Genomic DNA, 17,679 nt, shown 5'->3' with positions numbered 1-17,679 from the left:
CTTTCGCGGGTTTACCCGCGAAAGGGCCGGGGCGGTCTACATCAAAACTTCAGTTCTCCCGGCGTCGCTCCAAACAATTGCTTGAAGGCCGCGATGTAGGCAGAGGTCGAATCATAGCCACAGCCCAGCGCCGCGTCGGTCACGCTTTGCCCCGCCTCCAGCAACGCAAGCGATGACAACAAACGCATCCGCTGGCGCCAGTTGCGAAAACTCAGGCCGGTTTGGCGCTGAAACAAACGCATCAAGGTCTTTTCCGAGCACCCTAATTTCGCCGCCCATCGTTGCAAGGTATGCGCCTTGTCCGGCTCGGCGATCAGGCTGTTACACAACGCCTGCAGGCCTGGATGGCTCGGCAAAGGCACAGAGAACCCAACCTCCGGTAACGTGCGCAGCTGGTCCAGCAATACGCTGACCAGGCGCCCTTCGGCGCTATCGCCTTCAGGGTACTCGACCGGCATCAGGCAGAACTGCTTGATCAGCTCACGGGCCAAGGGCGTCACTTCCAGTACCCGACAGTGCCCTGGCGCCCATTGGCACGCATCACGACGGATGTACAAACTACGCATCTCAGCCTGCCCGGATGCCACCACATCGTGCTCCACGCCAGCGGGTATCCAGACGCCCCACTGCGGCGGAGCGAAATAATTGCCACCGTTGGTATAAACCCCCAGTACGCCGCTGATCGCATAACAGAACTGGACCCAATCATGGCTGTGTCGCGTCGCATAGGAACCGGCGTGAAGGCTTTCGACACGCGCATAGACAGGCCGGGGCAAGTGTCCCAAGGCTGGAATAGCGCGAGGATGTCCGATCAACTGCATAGCCAATTCTTGTAGTGCCGAGCAGCCAAGCCTATCAGAGATCGCCTTCGCCTCACCGCTCGACGATAACCGTCACCCCCTGCCCGCCCGCTGCACAAATGGAAATCAGCCCGCGGCCTTTACCGGCCTTGGCCAGCAACTTCGCCAGGTTGGCCAGAATCCGCCCGCCAGTCGCTGCGAAGGGGTGCCCTGCCGCCAATGAACTGCCCTTGACGTTGAGCTTGCTGCGATCGATGCGCCCCAAGGGCGCATCCAGCCCTAACCGGTCACGGCAGTATTGGGCATCCTCCCAGGCTTTGAGGGTGCATAGCACCTGAGCGGCGAAGGCTTCATGGATTTCGTAGTAATCGAAGTCCTGCAAGGTCAGGCCATTACGCGCCAGCAGCCGCGGCACCGCGTACACCGGCGCCATCAGCAGCCCCTCTTGGCCTGTGACGAAATCCACGGCAGCGGTTTGGCCATCGACCAGATACGCCAGCACTGGCAGGCCCTGCTCTTGAGCCCACTGCTCGCTACCCAGCAGCACCATCGAAGCACCATCGGTCAATGGCGTGGAGTTGCCGGGCGTCAATGTGCCCAGGCCGCTGCGGTCGAAGGATGGCTTGAGCCTGGCCAGTTGCTCAAGGGTCAGATCGGTACGCAGATTGTTGTCACGGGCCAAGCCCAAAAAAGGCGTCAGCAGGTCATCTTGCCAACCTTCGTTGTAGGAGGCCGCCAGGTGCCGATGGCTGTGCAACGTCAGTGCGTCCTGCTCGGCGCGGTCGATGCCCCAGGTTTGCGCCATGCGCTCGCAGTGCTCGCCCATCGACAGCCCGGTGCGCGGCTCGCCGTTACGCGGCAGCTCGGGTTTGAGATGGCTCGCCCGTATTTGCAGAAACGGCTTGAGTCGCTCGGCCAAGGTTTTGCCACGGTTAGCCTGCAAGAGGATACGCCGAAGCCCTTCATTGACCCCGATCGGTGCATCGGACGTGGTATCCACGCCGCCGGCAATGCCACTGTCGATCTGCCCGAGGGCAATCTTGTTGGCCACCAGCAGCGCAGCCTCCAGGCCAGTACCGCAGGCTTGCTGGAGATCGTAGGCAGGCGTCTGCGCCGACAGACGGGAGCCGAGTACGCATTCGCGGGTCAAGTTCATGTCCCGCGAATGCTTGAGCACAGCCCCTGCCACCACTTCCCCCAATTGCAGCCCGTGCAAGCGATAACGCTCGATCAGGCCCTCCAGGGCCGCAGTCAGCATCGCCTGGTTGCTGGCGTTGGCGTAAACGCCATTGGAGCGGGCGAAGGGAATACGGTTGCCGCCCAGGATCGCGACCCGACGAGTTGAGCTCATGCGTATAGTCCTCCGTTAACCATTCGATCCGTACAGCCTAGGTGTTTTTGCCGCATTCGAACGACCTTGGCATAAAGTTGGTCCACACTTGCAAGCTTGCCTTCAGGGAGACCCGCACATGAGCGATCGCTATCTCGGCTTTGCCAACTCCAACCTAGGGCGTCGCCTGGTAGATGCCCTTGGCCTGCCGAGCCCGGCGCCGCTGGAGCGCTGGCAGGCAGGCCGCCTGCGCCCGGTTGAAGGCGCGCTGGTGCTAGGTGGCGGCCCCTTGGCAAAGCAAGTCGAAGCCATTGCCCCGCGACTGACCGACACCCTCTACAGCTTCAATGGCCAAGGCCTGCAGTCACCTCAATGGGTCGCCGGGCTTGGGCCCAAGCTCAAGGCCGTGGTGTTCGACGCCAGCCATTTGTCCGACAGCGACCAGCTCAAGCAGTTGCGCGAGTTCTTCCAGCCATTGCTGCGCAGCCTTGCCGCTTGTGCTCATGTGGTAATTCTCGGGCGCGCTCCACAGACCCTCGACGACCCGCTTGCCAGTGTCGCACAGCGTGCCCTCGAGGGGTTCAGCCGCTCGCTGGCCAAAGAACTGCGCAACGGCGCCACCGCGCAATTGTTGTATGTGGACGAAGGCGCGGACGAGCAACTGGAGGGTGCGCTGCGCTTCTTCCTGTCGCCCAAAAGTGCTTTCATTTCGGGCCAGGTGTTGCACCTGCAGGCCTGCACTGCCCAGGTCGAAGACTGGACCCGCCCCCTCGGTGGCCGCCGCGCCCTGGTCACTGGTGCGGCACGGGGCATCGGCGCCGCCATCGCGCAAACCCTGGCACGTGATGGTGCTCAGGTAATGCTGCTGGATGTGCCGCAAGCACAGCAGGAACTCGATGCACTGGCCGCTCGCCTTGGCGGCAAGGCCCTGGGGCTGGACATCTGCGCCAGCGATGCGCCTGCCAGGCTGCTCGAAGCGCTGCCCGAGGGCATCGATATCGTGGTGCACAATGCTGGCATCACCCGCGACAAGACCCTCGCCAACATGACCCCGGAGTACTGGGATGCGGTGATGGCGGTTAACCTCAAGGCCCCGCAACTGCTAACCAAGGCTTTGCATGACGCAGGCGCGTTGGGCGATAACGCGCGGATCACCCTGCTGGCGTCGGTCAGCGGCATCGCCGGCAACCGCGGCCAGGCAAACTATGCCGCGAGCAAGGCCGGCCTGATCGGTTTTGCGCAAGCCTGGGCCGCCAAGCTCGCCGAGCACGGCAGCAGTATCAATGCCGTGGCGCCGGGTTTCATCGAAACCCACATGACCGCAGCCATGCCCATTGGCCTGCGCGAGGCCGGGCGGCGCCTGAGCTCACTGGGCCAGGGTGGGCGCCCGCAGGACGTCGCCGAAGCCATCGCCTGGCTCAGCCAGCCAGGCTCCGGCGCGGTCAACGGCCAAGTGCTGCGCGTTTGCGGCCAAGCTTTGATGGGGGCTTGAACATGAGCCGGCAATGGCAGGACCTGCACAGCCCAGACTCACGCGCCAGCCTCTACCTGCGCGCGGCCAGCAAACGCAAGATCAGTGGCCATGCCCTGCCCACTGGCGGCCTGCGCAGCCTGATCCACGTACAGCCCGGCAACCTTGAAGCCTACCGCAGGCTCTGCCACTTCACCGATGAAGGCCGTTTGCCTGCCACCTACCCCCACGTGATGGCGTTCACCCTGCAATTGCAATTGCTCACCAGCCACGACTTCCCTTTCCCTTTGCTCGGGCTTGTCCATTTGCACAACCGTATCGACGTGCTGCGCCCGCTGGGTGGCATCGACGAGCTGCGTTTTGCGGTGTATGCCGATAACCTACAGGCCCACGCCAAGGGCGGCACCTTCGACCTTGTCACCGAGGCCGAGGATGGCCTCGGGCTGCTGTGGCGCGAGACCAGCCGCATGTTGGTGCGCGGCCTGAAGCTCGATGGCCAGGCAGACGATAGCCAGGAGCATGCCCCAAGCGCCGTGCCCGAGATGACACGTTGGTACGCCGACACCGATATCGGCCGGCGCTACGCCATGGTCTGTGGTGACTACAACCCGATCCATCTGAGCGCCATCAGCGCACGGCTGTTTGGCTTCCCCAAGGCCATCGCTCACGGTATGTGGAGCAGCGCCATGGCATTGGCAGCCTTGCGCACGCACATCCCCACCAGCGGTTACCGCTTCGAAGTAGCGTTCCGCAAGCCGGTGCGCCTGCCTTCGGAAGTCATCCTCAGTGCCAGCGAGGCGGGGCCCGCAGGGGAGTTGCGGCTGGACGGTCAGGGTGGATTGCTGCACATGGTCGGGCGCTGGGCCGTGCTGTAACGCCTTGTTCGTACTTGCTTTGCATCGGGCCTGGGCAGAAGCTATGCAGCCTTAGGAGAGCACCGATGAATTTGCAAGAACTGACCCAACGCCTGCACCGGATTCGCGACAACAACGACTGGCGCGGCTTTCATAGCCCGAAGAACCTGGCCATGGCCGCCAGCGTCGAAATGGCAGAACTGGTGGAAATCTTCCAGTGGCTGAGCGAGGAGCAATCCCGGCAATTGCCTGCCGACCAGCTGGCCCACGCAGGCCAGGAAGTGGGCGACGTGGTGCTTTATCTGTTGCTGTTGTGCAGCGAGCTGGGGCTGGATATGGAGCAGGTGGTGCAGGCCAAGCTTGCCGACAGCGAAAGGCGCTTCGCCCGATGAATGACCGTCACTTCGATGAACTGGCCACGCGCTTTGCCCAGAAAATCTACGGCGGCAACAAGGGCGCGATACGCCTGGCGGTGCTGCAAGCGGACCTGGCCGAGGCGCTGCCCGATCGGCCGCTGCGGGTTCTGGACGTTGGCGCGGGGCTGGGCCACATGGCCTTGTGGCTGGCCCAGCGTGGGCACCATGTAACGCTCGCCGAGCCCGCCACACCGATGCTCGAAGGGGCCAGGGAACGTTTCGCCGAGGCGGGCCAGCCCGCCACCTTCATCCAGGCACCCTGGCAAGCGCTGCCTGACCAACTGCACCAGCCGTATGACCTGGTGCTGTGCCACGCCGTCCTGGAATGGCTGGCCGAACCGCAAAGCATCCTGCCGGTGCTGCATCAGCTAACCGCCCCGGCAGGCTGGCTGTCGCTGGCCTTCTACAACCGCGATGCATTGGTCTATCGCAACTTGCTCAAGGGCCACCTGCGCAAATTGCGCAGCAACCGCCTGGAAGGTGAAAAGCAGAGCCTGACCCCGCAAAAACCGCTTGATCCGCGCGAGCTCAAGGCGCAACTTGAAGGCATGTGGCGCATTGAAACCGAAAGTGGCGTGCGTGTTTTCCACGACTACATGCCTAGAGAATTTCAGGAAAAAGCCCCATTGCCCGACCTGCTGGAAATGGAACTGGCTCACCGCCGTCACCCCAGCTTCGCCGGCCTTGGCCGCTACCTGCACTGGATGTGCCGGCCCTGCTGACTGCAACCCCTGCCGGAGGGATACATGCCGTACCGTCTGTTGTGCCTGGCCCTGCTGCCCCTAGCCCTGGCTGGCTGCCAGGGCAGCAACCCCTACGTGGCCAGCAGCCGCCCGCTGCCCCCTGCACCTGCACAGGCGGCCAGCACCTTCGATGCCAGCGCCTATTCGGCGGCGCCGCGCGACTACGGGCGCTATCGCAGCTGGAGCTGGCGTAATGGTCAGTTGCCCAACGGCACTGCTCAGGCAGACCCTGCGCAAATAGCCGACGCCATCAGCACAGCCCTCGATCAGCAGGGCCTTCGCCCCGCCCGCGGCGCTACCGGCGATTTGCTGGTCAGTGCTGACTTGCGCCTGGAGCGGCGCCTGCGCCAAGTCCGTGATGACTATTACGACCCTTATTACGGCCCGTACCCCTACGGCGGCGCTGGCTTTGGCGGTTACCGCAACGGCTACGGCGCCTACGGCAGCGTGCCGATCGTACGTACCTACGAGGTGGAAGTGATGGTGGTGCGTATCGACTTGTTCGATGCCCGCAATGGCCAGCCAGTGTGGAGCGCCAGCGCCGAAAGTGGCAGCGACAGAAGCTCGCCGCGCGATCGCGAGGCAGCCCTTCGCGAGTCGGTTCGTAAAGCGCTCAGCGGCTATCCTCCCAGTTAACGCCTAACGGAGAACCATCATGTTGCGCCGCTTCGTTCTACTGTCGTTCGCGTTGGTGCTCGCCGCCTGCTCAAGCAACAATGTTCAGCAGGATTTCGACGCCAGCCGCGATTTCGCTGCCTACCGCAGCTGGGCCTGGCAGGAGCCGGGCTTGCAATACCGCCCTGACGACCCACGCATCAAGAGTGACCTGACCGAGCAACGCATCCGCACAGCCGTTGCCGACCAGCTTGACCAGCGTGGCCTGCGCCCTGCCCAAGGCACCGCCAAGGCCGACCTCACCGTACGCGCCTACCTGATCGTCGAGCAGCGCCAGCAGCAGATCACCACCAACTATGGCGGCGGCTGGGGAGGCTACTGGAATGGCTACTGGGGCGGCCCGATGTACAACGAAACCCGCAGCGTCGATTACAAGGTCGCGACCATCCAAATCGACCTGTTCGATGGCCGCGACGGCAAGCTGGTCTGGCGTGGCAGCGCAGAACAGATCATGAACAACTACCCACCTGGCCCCGAAGAGCGCAACAACGCGATCCAGAAGACCGTCGCTCAAGTGCTTGGCAACTACCCACCTGGTCGTGTCAGGTAAGCCAGCCGCCCTGCTGTGCCTTCGCACTTTTTGCCTGCCCACCCTGCCCGTTCGTCAGATCGCGTCTACCCTGTCTAGGAAACCTGACTGAACGGGTAGAAGTGTTCAACGAACGGGAAGGCGCCTGCCGATGCAAAGCATTGTTCTTCTGATGTGGCTTGCCTTGTGCACTGAACAAGATATCCGCGAGCGCCAGATCGCCAACGTGCTGACCTTGGGTTTCGCCACAGGCGCCCTGGTCTGGCTGTTCGCGACCGGCCACACCTGGATCGGCGCCGAAGCCAGCGATGCAGGCTGGGCACTGGCTATCGTCATGCTGTTGACCCTGCCTGGCTACATGCTGGGCCGGTTCGGCGCCGACGACGTCAAGCTGATGGGCGCGCTGGCTGTGGCAACCAGCCCGCAATACGTGCTCGGCACGTTCATCGGAGCTGGTGTCAGCGTGGTCCTATGGCTATTGACCCGCAAACGTCTATGGGCACTGCTCAATCCCAAGGTAAAAAGACGCTTGACCGCCCTCACTGAAGAAATGGGCGACAGGCAAGCCTTCGTGCCGTATGTCCTGACAGGTTTCATGCTGACCGCTATATGGATCCAATAATCCAGCCTGTTGTCCGATAACTTGTACAAGCCTTGTACAGAATCGCTGGCAGCGTCTATTTTTTAACCTGCCAAAGCGCTAGGCCCGGGATCAGGGCCGCCCACGAACATGGAGTTGATCGTGACCAAGTCATTCAGTGAGGTAAAAGTTTTAGTTGTCGATGACCAGCCACTGATCGTTGAACAGTTGCGCGAGTTTCTCGAGGTTCAGGGTTACCACTGCGTAACGGCCCATTCGACCGATGAGGCCATCGTGCGCTTCACTGCCGATGAAGCCATTGGCCTGGTGTTGTGCGACCTGCACATGCCGGATCGCGATGGCATCGAGCTGGTTCATACCTTGAAAGACATAGGCGGACGCCAGCGTATTTTCGAGGCCATCATGCTCACCGGGCGTGCCGAAAAGCAGGACGTTATCCGCGCCCTGCGCGAAGGCTTTGCCGATTACTACCAAAAGCCCATGGACTTGGACGAGTTGCTCGAAGGTGTGCGGCGCCTGGAGCGCATGCTGCTCGAACGCAAGGCCAACCTTCAGGACCTGGGCACTTTGAACCAACGCTTGCAAGATCTGGCCGGCTCCATCGACGAGCTCTACCAGGACCTGGAAAAGGCGCGTGGCCAGGGCGTGCACCGCCGCGCCACGGATGCTGTCGATGAGTCCGACGGCGAGCTCCCAGCGGCGTTCGAGAAACTCTCGCCACGGCAACTGGAAGTTGCCAGGCTGGTCAGCAAGGGCAAAACCAATTACCAGATTGCCTGTGAACTGGGGATTACCGAAAACACCGTGAAGCTCTATGTGTCCCAGGTGCTACGTTTGACCCATATGCACAACCGCACCCAACTGGCATTGGCGTTGACGCCCAGTTCATCGCCTGTACATCAGCGCTTCACAACCCACTAGGGCAGCTCATTCGGTGACCTGGACCGCAACCCGGGCAGTTTCTCCGCTCTCGTCCAACGCGCTGAGCTCGAACTGCCCGGCCTGGTCGAAGCGTACCAGCATGCTGTCCTGTCCTTCGCTCTGCCCCAGCGGTTGGCCGTTGAGGAACCACCAGCGCCGGCCACCGCCGCCCAGGGCAGACACATGTAACTGCAGGGGCTCGCTGCTGGTGGCAGGGCGGCGCAGGTTATCACCTGGGCGCACGCCGACGATGGACAGCGGCGGCGCGCTGGCCGGCACCTGAGGTGGGCAGCTAGGGTCCACCGCCGGCAAGCGAGCCGCACGCCGTTCAACCCGTGGCAACCATGGTTCGAGCGGCGCAGGCCACAACGCGATGTCCAATGTGCTGGCGCCTTGGCAACTCCCATCCACCCGCAAGCCTTGGGGATTGACCCATATCCGCTCGCGCAGCCCAAGCCCTAGCGGCTGATCGGCTGCCTGCAAGGTCGGCGGGGTGGTGCCATCGAGGGTCCAGGCAAAGCGTTGCCGTCGGCAATTAGGATCTTGTCGGTTCATGGGCTGGCCCAGCGGCCAGCAGATCGCCGCCACCCCGACACTGGCGGGCACACGCTCCACCGGAACGCGAATGCCTCGTTGGCTATCGCGGTTGCTCAGCAAATCATGCACCTGCAGCATCAATGGGGCCGCCGAAGCCAGGCCGAACTGCCCAGGCACCGGCGTGCCATCGGGGCGGCCGATCCACACACCAATCAGGTAACGCGGCCCTACGCCAATCGACCAGGCATCGCGAAAGCCGTAGCTGGTGCCGGTCTTCCAGGCCAGTTGCGGGCGCTGCACCAGCTCGGCATGGGGGTCGCGGTCAGGCCTCGCCTGGCCACTGAGGATGCGCCGGATAATCCAGGCTGCCCCAGGTGACATCAACCGCCGCTCCAACAGTGGCGCCTGAGGTTGTAGGCGAATCTGCGCGCTGTTGCCCCCACGGGCCAGCGCTGCATAACCGCCCACCAAATCCTCCAGCCGGCTGCCTGCACCACCCAGAATCAATGCCAGGTTGGGCTCAGCCAGCGGCGGCAGCGTCAGGGGCACCCCAGCCATGCGCAACCGTGCGGCGAAGCGCTTGGGCCCGTAGGCTTCGAGCAGCTGCACCGCCGGCAGGTTGAGCGACAGCGCCAGTGCCGAGCTGGCCGACACCGGGCCACTGAAACCCATCGAGAAATTGCCGGGGCGGTAATCGCCGTAACGCCGCGGCACATCCTGCAGCAGTGATTCGGAGTGGATCAGGCCATCATCCAGGGCCAGGCCATAGAGAAACGGCTTGAGTGTCGAACCTGGCGAGCGCAACGCGCGAACCATATCGACATGGCCATAACGGCGTGCGTCGCTCAGATCGACCGAGCCCAAGTACGCGCGCACCGCCATGGTCTGCGCTTCGACCACCACAATGGCGGCAGAGGTACGCTCCGGCAGCCGCGCGCGCCAACCCAGCAGAAGGTCTTCCAGGCGCCGCTGCAGCGAGGCGTCCAGGGTTGTGCGAATCAGCGTCGGGCTGTGCGGGCCGTTCAGCCTGCGCGCCAGCAAAGGCGCCAGTGCAGGCTCCTGACGCGGGGCTAGCAGTAGTGGCTCCTCGGCAGCTTCCTGAATCTGTCGTGACGGCCAGACCCTATATTCATCCAGGCGCTGCAGCACCTTGTCGCGGGCACGCTGGGCTCGAGCCGGATGACGGTCAGGCCGCAAGCGGCTTGGAGCCTGCGGCAATACGGCCAGCAACGCGGCCTCAGCCGGCGTGAGGTGTTGCGGGGACTTGCCCAAGTAAGCCCAACTGGCTGCGGCAACACCTTGCAAGGTCCCACCGAATGGGGCGCGGTTAAGGTAGAGCTGCAGTATCTCGCGCTTGGACAAGTGCCACTCCAACTGCGCGGTACGCCATAGCTGGCGCAGCTTACCCCCTAAGGTGCGGTCGTGGGGGTCGAGCAGGCGTGCCACTTGCATCGACAGCGTACTGCCGCCAGATACCACACGGCCGCCGCGCAGGTTAAGCCAGGCCGCCCGCGCCAGAGCCAGCGGGTTGACCCCCGGATGCTGGTAGAACCAGCGGTCTTCGTAGGTCAGCAAAGCCTGCAGATACAGCGGCGAAACCTCCTCAGGGCTGACTGGGTAGCGCCACACGCCATCGGCATCAGCGAACCGCCATAGCGGCGTGCCGTCCTCTGCCAGCACTACCCGTGCCAGGTCGTTGCCCGGCATTGGCAATGGCCAGATGCGATCAGCCAGCCATAACAGGCCGGCCAGCAGCAATAAGCTGACCACAGCTACACGCAAAAGCCGCCGCGCTTGCGTAGCTGGCCGCGCTAAGCTTGGCATCGGGAACCGACCTGGCCAGCTGATGGCCAAAGGTTTGGAAGTGGCAACAGCGCCAATTCGTTCATCAGGAAGCAACTATGCATGTAGAAGGTTTTTTCGAGTGGCTCGGCCAGGCACTGGGGTCGTTGATCCGCTTCATCGTCGACGCCTTGAGCGGCCTGTTCAACCTGCTGGCAAACGCCGGGGGCAATTTCATCGACGGCCTGGCACGCACGCTGGGCATGGATACTTCACTTGTCAGCATCCTCGCCCTGATCGTCGGCCTGATGCTGCTGTACTCGGCCATCCGCGCCTTCATGCGTGCCTCGATCATTCTCGGCATCATCTGGCTGGTGCTGGGGCTCTGGGTGATGAGCTGGGTCATTCACTGATTGCTCTGGCTGCGCTGCACCGACCTTGAGGGGCGCCCTCAAGGTCGGTGCAGGATGCTCAACGCGCCTTAACCGTCATCTCTGCTTGCGCGTCCCCCAGCGCCTGCAGGTTAGGCCGGTACATCGACTCGACCTGCGGCGGCGGCACCCGGTAGGTGCCTGGAGTCACAGCCCGCGCCAGGTACAGCAGGTGCGTGGTGCCATAGCCATCGAGTTTGAGCGCGGCGACGTAACGATCATCACGGTACTCCTGATGCACCACGCTGGCGTTCTGCATTGACTCGCGCCATTGCTTCACCGCACTGCTGGCGTTGTCCAGGCTGGCAGCGCTTTGCGCAAGGTTCTGGTTCTCGAGCTCTAGCCCAGCAGGCAGCAGGTCGACCACCAGAGCATCGGGCACCCGTTCGCTGGCCTTGAGGGCCAAGTGCACCAGAACCAAGTCGCCGCTGCGCAGGTTGCGCAGGTCCAGCGCCTGGCCATTCATGCCCAGATACTCTCTGCGAATCTCCATGCCGTTGCTGGTCGCAGCGCTCGCCTGGCGCGGATAACCGGAAAGGGTCAGTTGCTGGTAGAGCGTTTCACTGCCTTCGTTCTGCACGGTCAGCGGTGAAGCAAGCAACGGCCCTTCAAGCTTCATGCCCGAGTCGGTCTCATTGAACTCGCGCACTTCACCAGCACTGTCCAGGCGCGCCTTCCACGGCGCTTGGGGTTTGCCCAGCAGGCCACGGCCGGCCAGGAACAGCGCATTACGTTCCTGGGTCGACAACCAGCGGTTGGCAGCCAGTTCGTCAGACAGCGCGAACAGCCGCTGATCGACCTGATTACTGGCCAATTTGCTCTCCTGCAGCAGCGCCAGGATCAGCGCTTGGTCGCGCAGGTTGCTGCCGTAGTCGGCCAGCCAGCCTTTGCTGCGGCTGATACCCAAGCCTGCCTGCAACGCCTGCTCGGCGCGCGGCTGGTCGCCCATGCCATTGAGCGCCACCGCCAGTTGCACCAGAGGCAGGCCGGAGCGTGCATCAGCGCGGCGCTCGAACAGGCTGCGCAAGGCTCCCAGCGGCGCCTGCTGGCTGCGCGAGAGGACCAGTGCGGCGTAGGCTTGCACGGCAAAACGTGTGTGCTCGGCGTTTTCGCTGTAGTCCACTTCGATCAGGTTACGCTCCTGCAGGTAGCGCAGCAGCCGTTCGTTAGCCTTCTTCAACGCCTCGGCCGGCACGCCATAGCCTTGGTCACGGGCCCGCAGGAGGAAGTCTGTGACATAAGCGGTCAGCCAGTATTCTTCCTCGCCATCGGAGCTCCATAAACCGAAGCTGCCGTTGTAACGCTGCATGCCCAACAGGTGCTCGATACCCATCTCGATCTTGCGCTTGCGCACCGCGGCCGGTTCGCCTTTGATGCCCAGCCGTTCGAGGCTTTGCGCATCGGCATACAGCGAGGGATACAAACCGCTGGTGGTCTGCTCCAGGCATCCATAGGGGTAGGCTTCGAGGGCACGGATCTGCTCGGCCAGGTTCAGCGGCGGGCGGCTCGACAGCGCGAGGCTGGCTTCAAGGCCAGCAGGCTCGAAGGCGGCCAGATCACCTTCGGGCAGCGTCCAAGGCTGGTCCTTGAGCGCTACGCGGTAATGCTTGAGCATTGCCGGGTACGCCGGACGCACACCCAGGGTCCATTCTCGCTCGAAGGTGTTCACCGGTTCCTGCGCCAGTTGCAGGCCGTTGACCTGCACCCGCACCTTGCCCTGCCCCAGGCCACCCTCGGCCTGTACCGGAATCAGCAGCGTACGGCGCTGGCCCTCGGCCAGCGCGATATCCTGTTCGGCACTGGCCGTCAGGGTCAGTTGGCCTTCGGTGCTGATCTGCACATGCAATTGCTGGGCGCGGCCCGACAGGTTGGCCAGGTCGAGCGCCAGGCTGGTGCGGTCACCGCCAGCCAGAAAGCGCGGAGCCGACAGTTCGGCAATCAGCGGCGCGGCCACCACGGTCTTGCTTTCGGCCATGCCAAAATGCTCATCGGTCCAGGCCTGGGCCATCAGCCGCAACTCGCCGTTGAAGTCGGGAATGTCTAGCGTGGCCTCCCCTTCGCCCTGGTCATTGAGGGTCACTGGCAGGCTTTGCTGGGCAACGATGGTGACGGTGGTATTGGGGCGCTTGCCGCCTTTGGCCAATGCCGCATCCCCGCCGAATGCCAGGCTGGCCAGACGGCCCTGGCCGGCTTCGATCAACTGCCCGTAGATGTCCAGCTGATCGGCGCCGTAGGCCTTGCGCCCGAACAGGCTGGCGAAAGGGTCCGGGGTTTTGAAGTCAGTGATGTTGAGGATACCTACGTCCACCGCCGAGACCAGCACATGGGCCTGTTTGGGCACACTGCCATCGGCATTGGTGGCTTTGATCTTCACGGTCAGGGGTTGCTTGGGGCGCATTTTCTCCGGCGCCTGCAGGCTGACGGCCAGCTTGCGCTCAGCCCGCGCCAGCGGCAGATGCAGCACACCCACGGCGCGTTTGGGCGTGGCGTTGGCTTTGCGCTCACCCGGGCGGATCACCAGCGCGCTGATGTACAAGTCGTGGCGCGCCCACTGTTTGTCCAGTTGCACGTCGAAGGTTTTGCCCTCGGCAGGCACGTCGATCTCCTGCCACCACAGCGGGCCATCGCTGGACTCGATCATCAGATAGCCGCTGCCGCCGGCAGGCGGGGTTACGGTGACCTTGGCGGTCTCGCCATCGGCATAGGCGGGTTTGTCCAGCGCCAGCTTCACCTGGTCGGGCCGCACGGCACCGCCTTCAGCGTTGTCCTGGGCGCGATAGCCAGCCCAGAAGCGTTCGCTGGAGACAATCCCGGTTTCGGGGTCTTGCACCTCGACACGGTACGGGCCCCACTCCACCTGGAAGCTCAACTTGGCTGTGGCCCCTGCCTTGATGTCGACGGTTTGCTCGCTCTGAGTGAGGAATTTTTCGTTGTAGTTGTAGCTCCAGCCATCGCTCTGCGAGTAGTTCCAGTAGTAATCGCGGCGCTCGCGGATCAGGCGAACTTTCAGCTCGCTGGCGGCAAGCTTGTGGCCGGCGCGGTCAGCCACCAGGAACTCGAACTCAACCGGGCCATCGCTATCGGTTTGCTCCCCGTCGAACAGGCCGCGCAGGCCAGGCAAGCGCTCGGCTGGCCAGATGGGCTGTTCGAGGCGGCGAGTGATCGGTCGGCCGCCGGACTCCTGCAAGCTGGCCTGCACGGTCAATTGCAGCGGCGAACGGGCTTCGGCCCAGCGGCTTTGAATATCGAGCACGGCTTTACCGGCTTGATCGAGGGTCACCTCGTCCAGCTCCAGGTCCTGATTCAGTTCAGTCTCGGTCACCGAGCCGAACTGGTAGCCAGGCAGCGCCGGCACCGCTTCACGCAAAGGCCGTACATAGGCCTGGCCGCTGAGGCGATTGCCGGCAGCTGGCGCACCGTAGAGGTAACGCCCGGTGACCTGGATGCGCGCATCCTCTTCGGGAGACAGCGGTGTATCGCTGCCCTTGAGTTCAAGGGCCAGGCGCTCTGGCAGGAAATCTTCGACCAAAAATTCGTACACCTGCTTGCGACCGCCGCCCAGATCCAACAGCAGCTGCCAGCGCCCGGTCGGCGCCTCCGTTGCCAGTTGCAACTGGTACTGGTAAAGGCCATTGGCGTCGGCCTCCCAGACGAACTTGCGGCTGACCTGCTCGTCCGGGCGGCGCACTTCTACATTGACCGGTTGGGCCTTGACCGGTTTGCCATCCTGATCGCGCAGCAAGCCATTGAGCAGCACCGTTTCACCCGGCCGATAGAGGTCGCGCGGCCCGAAGATGAAGAATTGCAGCGGATTGGCCTGAGGGCCGGTGATGTCGAATTCGGCCAGGTCCAGGGCGGCGGTGTTCAGGCGTAACAAGGTGGTGTGCGCACCCTGGGTGGCGATCAGCGTGTCGGCCTTGGCCGTGATCGGCAGCTGGGCATGGCCGGCACCGTCGGTCTTGGCCTGGGCCAGCAGCGCGCCTTTGTCGTCGTGCAGTTCGAGGTTGACGTCCTTGAGCGCCTTGCCGCCCTCCAGGGCCTGGGCAAAAACGTCGATGCGATCACGATAACGGTGAGCGGAGACACCGATGTCGCTCAAGGTGAACAGCGTGGCCGGCTGCGAGTAATCATAGGTACCCGAAGCCCGCATCACGGCCAGATAGACACCCGGCTCCTGCAGTGGCTTGATCCCGGCGATGGGCAATAGCACCGTTTCGCGGGTATTGCGCGCCGGGTTGAGGTCGAAGCGGCCGCCATAGACCAGCTCGGCCATGTCGAGCAGCTCTTTGGACTGGTAAGCGTAAAGGCTGCTGTTGCGCCCCCAGTTGGCCAGGAACGGCGACAGCATCTGTGGCTTGACCCGGAAGAATTCGACATCGACCTTGGGCACGTTCAGGGCGATCACCGGCAGGCCTTCGGCCAGGCGCGTGGGCAGTAACGAGCCGCGACTGGCGAAGCCAACGGTAGGCTGCATATCGCGAGTTTCCAGGCGGCTGACCGAGTCACTATCAAGCCGGTTGCCATTGACCGCCAGCAATCCCTTGTCGATCGTCAACACCAGTTTGCGCTGCGGCTCCAGGTGGCGCATGCGCAGCTCCATCTGGTTGTCCGAGAGTTCCCAAGCGCCGTCGACCTTGCCTTTGACGGTGTCGACCAAATGCACCTTGGCGGCGAAATCCTGTTTGGCGTCCAGCGGCGCTGAGAAGCTGACCGACAGCGTGCTGGCTCCGTCGAGCTGCACTTCGGAGACATCCAGCACGCTGAGCTGGCGCCCCTCGTAGCGTTTGGCGAGTATCGCAGGGTCCTCGCGCTTGGGCGCAGAAGGCTCTACCGCAGTGCTCGCTGCCGGCTTGTCGGCCGGCGCGGGCTGCCCCGGCGTCGAGGAATCACAGGCACTGAGCAAAGCCAGCGCGCAGGCCAGCAACAATCCTTTGTTGAACATGGAGTGGGAACTCTTCGGCAGCGTGTACGTAAGGTCAGCAACTATAGCGCAACGGCGGTCATGGCACGTTCACCGATGCGGCAAGTGAGACCGTGTTCGCGCAGATTGGTTGCCGGTCGTTACAATGCTCCGGCCCCTCATGCGCAGGAATCGTAATGTCGCCACTGACCACCGACTGGCAGCACCGGCCGACCCACCGCAAGGTCTGGGCGCTGGCCGCGCCGATGATCCTTTCCAACATTTCGGTGCCACTGGTGGCTCTGGTCGACAGCACGGTAATCGGCCATCTGCCCCACGCTCATCAGCTCGGCGCCGTGGCCGTGGGTGCCACGCTGTACACTTTCATGGTCGGCCTGTTGGGCTTTTTGCGCATGGGCGCCACGGGCTTCGCCGCCCAGGCCGCCGGGCGTGCCGACGGCGCGGCGCTGCGCCAAGTGCTGGTGCAAGGCCTGCTACTGGCTGCCGTCCTCGCCTTGCTGATCGGCCTGGTTGCTCTGCCCTTCAGTCAATTGGCGCTACACGCCATGCAGCCGAGCGAGGCATTACAGCAGTCTACCGAGGCTTTTTTTCACACCCGGCTGCTAGGCCTTCCGGCGGCGCTGGCCAGCTACGCGCTGGTCGGCTGGTTCCTCGGCACCCAGAATGCGAGGGCGCCACTGGCTATTCTGTTGGCCACCAACCTGTTGAATATCGCTTTGAACCTGTGGTTCGTGCTGGGTTTGGACTGGGGCGTGCTGGGTTCGGCACGTGCCTCGGTGATTGCTGAGTGGTGCGCCGCCCTGCTCGGCCTGGCCCTCACCCGCCCAGCCCTGCGGGCCTATCCCGGGCAAATCGCCTGGGTTGCGCTCAAGCGCTGGGAGGCCTGGCGGCCGCTGCTGGCGGTGAACCGCGATATCTTCCTGCGCAGCCTCGCGCTGCAATTGGTGTTCCTGCTGATTACCGTGCAGGGCGCGCGCCTGGGCGAGGCTACGGTGGCCGCCAATGCCCTGTTGCTCAACGGGCTGCTGCTTACCGCCTATGCCCTGGATGGCCTGGCCCATGCAGTGGAGGCGCTGTGCGGGCACGCCATCGGTGCGCAGGATCGCCAAACCCTGCGCCGTTCACTGGTGGTGGCCTGCGGCTGGTCGCTGATCACCAGCGCGGTCTTTGCTGGAGTGTTCTTGCTGGGTGGGCACCTGTTCATCGAGCTGCAGACTGACATCGATAGCGTCCGTTCAGCGGCCTACCCGTACCTGCCGTATCTGGCGGTGTTGCCGTTGATTGCGGTATGGAGTTACTTGCTCGACGGGCTGTTCATAGGCGCAACCCGGGCGCGGGAGATGCGCAATGCGATGGTGCTGTCGGTACTGATTGCGCTGCCCTTTGCGGTGGTCATGAGTGGGTTTGGCAACCATGGGTTGTGGTTGGCGTTCCTCGGGTTCATGGCGTTGCGGGCAGTGACGTTGGGGTGGGTTGGGTGGCGGTTGTGGCGCCGTGATCTGTGGGTTGGTTGAGCGGGGGTATGGCGAAAGTCATGCAGCGCCGGACACCCCCAATCACGAAGAAAGGTAAGAGGACCGGGTCAACCCCAAACGCAGCGCATCCAGAAACTGGGTTCGCTCCCGCGGGCTGATCTTGGCGCTGGCTACCTTGTCGCGGTAGTGGGTC

The 17,679-nt window shown here is 63.4% G+C and carries 14 protein-coding genes; 10 read left to right on the top strand and 4 right to left on the bottom strand.

The annotated features are described in order from the left end of the window. Window positions 1-41: 41 nt before the first annotated feature. On the bottom strand, window positions 42-821 hold the full coding sequence (locus J5M56_RS21290; protein ID WP_186476444.1) for a helix-turn-helix transcriptional regulator: 780 nt from the start codon (window positions 819-821) through the stop codon (window positions 42-44). 52 nt (window positions 822-873) lie between these two features. Next, a complete protein-coding gene (locus J5M56_RS21285; RefSeq protein WP_186476443.1) occupies window positions 874-2,151 on the bottom strand; it encodes an acetyl-CoA C-acetyltransferase in 1,278 nt (425 codons plus the stop codon). A gap of 118 nt (window positions 2,152-2,269) precedes the next feature. Here J5M56_RS21285 and J5M56_RS21280 point away from each other — a divergent pair, with 118 nt between their 5' ends. From J5M56_RS21280 to J5M56_RS21245, 8 genes are all read left to right on the top strand, one after another. Next, the gene (locus tag J5M56_RS21280; protein ID WP_060479737.1) at window positions 2,270-3,622 is read left to right on the top strand and encodes a 3-oxoacyl-ACP reductase; all 1,353 of its coding nucleotides are present in this window, start codon (window positions 2,270-2,272) and stop codon (window positions 3,620-3,622) included. 2 nt (window positions 3,623-3,624) lie between these two features. Next, window positions 3,625-4,476, top strand: coding sequence for a MaoC/PaaZ C-terminal domain-containing protein (locus J5M56_RS21275; RefSeq protein WP_207937724.1), 852 nt, complete (start codon window positions 3,625-3,627; stop codon window positions 4,474-4,476). 65 nt (window positions 4,477-4,541) lie between these two features. Next, window positions 4,542-4,847, top strand: coding sequence for a MazG-like family protein (locus J5M56_RS21270; RefSeq protein WP_186476441.1), 306 nt, complete (start codon window positions 4,542-4,544; stop codon window positions 4,845-4,847). Beyond that, window positions 4,844-5,593 carry a methyltransferase domain-containing protein gene (locus J5M56_RS21265; RefSeq protein WP_186476440.1) on the top strand — a complete coding sequence of 250 codons (750 nt, stop codon included), beginning with the start codon at window positions 4,844-4,846 and terminating at the stop codon, window positions 5,591-5,593. The genes J5M56_RS21270 and J5M56_RS21265 overlap by 4 nt, the downstream gene beginning before the upstream one ends. A 24-nt stretch (window positions 5,594-5,617) precedes the next feature. Beyond that, window positions 5,618-6,250, top strand: coding sequence for a DUF4136 domain-containing protein (locus J5M56_RS21260; RefSeq protein WP_207937723.1), 633 nt, complete (start codon window positions 5,618-5,620; stop codon window positions 6,248-6,250). 19 nt (window positions 6,251-6,269) lie between these two features. Next, complete coding sequence (locus tag J5M56_RS21255) at window positions 6,270-6,839, top strand: DUF4136 domain-containing protein (protein ID WP_060479742.1); 570 nt, start codon at window positions 6,270-6,272, stop codon at window positions 6,837-6,839. 130 nt (window positions 6,840-6,969) lie between these two features. Continuing rightward, window positions 6,970-7,440, top strand: a complete 471-nt coding sequence (locus J5M56_RS21250; protein ID WP_207937722.1) for an A24 family peptidase — start codon at window positions 6,970-6,972, stop codon at window positions 7,438-7,440. Between the two features lie 108 nt (window positions 7,441-7,548). Beyond that, window positions 7,549-8,340, top strand: coding sequence for a response regulator transcription factor (locus J5M56_RS21245; RefSeq protein ID WP_186476436.1), 792 nt, complete (start codon window positions 7,549-7,551; stop codon window positions 8,338-8,340). 6 nt (window positions 8,341-8,346) lie between these two features. Here J5M56_RS21245 and pbpC read toward each other — a convergent pair whose 3' ends face one another. Beyond that, window positions 8,347-10,701: a peptidoglycan glycosyltransferase PbpC gene (pbpC, locus tag J5M56_RS21240; RefSeq protein WP_207937721.1), complete on the bottom strand. Its 2,355-nt coding sequence runs from the start codon at window positions 10,699-10,701 to the stop codon at window positions 8,347-8,349. Window positions 10,702-10,778: 77 nt separating this feature from the next. On the opposite strand from pbpC, the gene J5M56_RS21235 reads away from it, so the two are divergent. Then, entirely contained in the window at window positions 10,779-11,072 is a 294-nt protein-coding gene (locus J5M56_RS21235) for a hypothetical protein (protein ID WP_054913171.1), read from the top strand. 58 nt (window positions 11,073-11,130) lie between these two features. Here the strand turns inward: J5M56_RS21235 and J5M56_RS21230 are convergent, their stop codons facing one another. Then, on the bottom strand, window positions 11,131-16,032 hold the full coding sequence (locus J5M56_RS21230) for an alpha-2-macroglobulin (protein ID WP_207937720.1): 4,902 nt from the start codon (window positions 16,030-16,032) through the stop codon (window positions 11,131-11,133). A 155-nt stretch (window positions 16,033-16,187) separates the two neighbouring features. Between J5M56_RS21230 and J5M56_RS21225 the strand changes: the two genes are divergently transcribed. Beyond that, window positions 16,188-17,525 (top strand): MATE family efflux transporter, encoded by a 1,338-nt coding sequence (locus J5M56_RS21225; RefSeq protein WP_207937719.1) that lies wholly within the window; start codon window positions 16,188-16,190, stop codon window positions 17,523-17,525. The last annotated feature ends 154 nt before the right edge of the window (window positions 17,526-17,679 follow it).

This window comes from Pseudomonas sp. 51_B (assembly GCF_017491595.1).
GTDB classification, from domain to species: domain Bacteria; phylum Pseudomonadota; class Gammaproteobacteria; order Pseudomonadales; family Pseudomonadaceae; genus Aquipseudomonas; species Aquipseudomonas promysalinigenes.
Note: the sequence above shows the minus strand (reverse complement) of the source record. Positions and strands in the feature narration are given on the sequence as shown.

What these genes read in the sequence shown, in the direction of transcription:
- J5M56_RS21290 (WP_186476444.1), bottom strand. Translation starts at nt 821, where the DNA reads ATGCAGTTGATCGGACATCCTCGCGCTATTCCAGCCTTGGGACACTTG.
- J5M56_RS21285 (WP_186476443.1), bottom strand. Translation starts at nt 2,151, where the DNA reads ATGAGCTCAACTCGTCGGGTCGCGATCCTGGGCGGCAACCGTATTCCC.
- J5M56_RS21280 (WP_060479737.1), top strand. Translation starts at nt 2,270, where the DNA reads ATGAGCGATCGCTATCTCGGCTTTGCCAACTCCAACCTAGGGCGTCGC.
- J5M56_RS21275 (WP_207937724.1), top strand. Translation starts at nt 3,625, where the DNA reads ATGAGCCGGCAATGGCAGGACCTGCACAGCCCAGACTCACGCGCCAGC.
- J5M56_RS21270 (WP_186476441.1), top strand. Translation starts at nt 4,542, where the DNA reads ATGAATTTGCAAGAACTGACCCAACGCCTGCACCGGATTCGCGACAAC.
- J5M56_RS21265 (WP_186476440.1), top strand. Translation starts at nt 4,844, where the DNA reads ATGAATGACCGTCACTTCGATGAACTGGCCACGCGCTTTGCCCAGAAA.
- J5M56_RS21260 (WP_207937723.1), top strand. Translation starts at nt 5,618, where the DNA reads ATGCCGTACCGTCTGTTGTGCCTGGCCCTGCTGCCCCTAGCCCTGGCT.
- J5M56_RS21255 (WP_060479742.1), top strand. Translation starts at nt 6,270, where the DNA reads ATGTTGCGCCGCTTCGTTCTACTGTCGTTCGCGTTGGTGCTCGCCGCC.
- J5M56_RS21250 (WP_207937722.1), top strand. Translation starts at nt 6,970, where the DNA reads ATGCAAAGCATTGTTCTTCTGATGTGGCTTGCCTTGTGCACTGAACAA.
- J5M56_RS21245 (WP_186476436.1), top strand. Translation starts at nt 7,549, where the DNA reads ATGGAGTTGATCGTGACCAAGTCATTCAGTGAGGTAAAAGTTTTAGTT.
- pbpC (WP_207937721.1), bottom strand. Translation starts at nt 10,701, where the DNA reads ATGCCAAGCTTAGCGCGGCCAGCTACGCAAGCGCGGCGGCTTTTGCGT.
- J5M56_RS21235 (WP_054913171.1), top strand. Translation starts at nt 10,779, where the DNA reads ATGCATGTAGAAGGTTTTTTCGAGTGGCTCGGCCAGGCACTGGGGTCG.
- J5M56_RS21230 (WP_207937720.1), bottom strand. Translation starts at nt 16,032, where the DNA reads ATGTTCAACAAAGGATTGTTGCTGGCCTGCGCGCTGGCTTTGCTCAGT.
- J5M56_RS21225 (WP_207937719.1), top strand. Translation starts at nt 16,188, where the DNA reads ATGTCGCCACTGACCACCGACTGGCAGCACCGGCCGACCCACCGCAAG.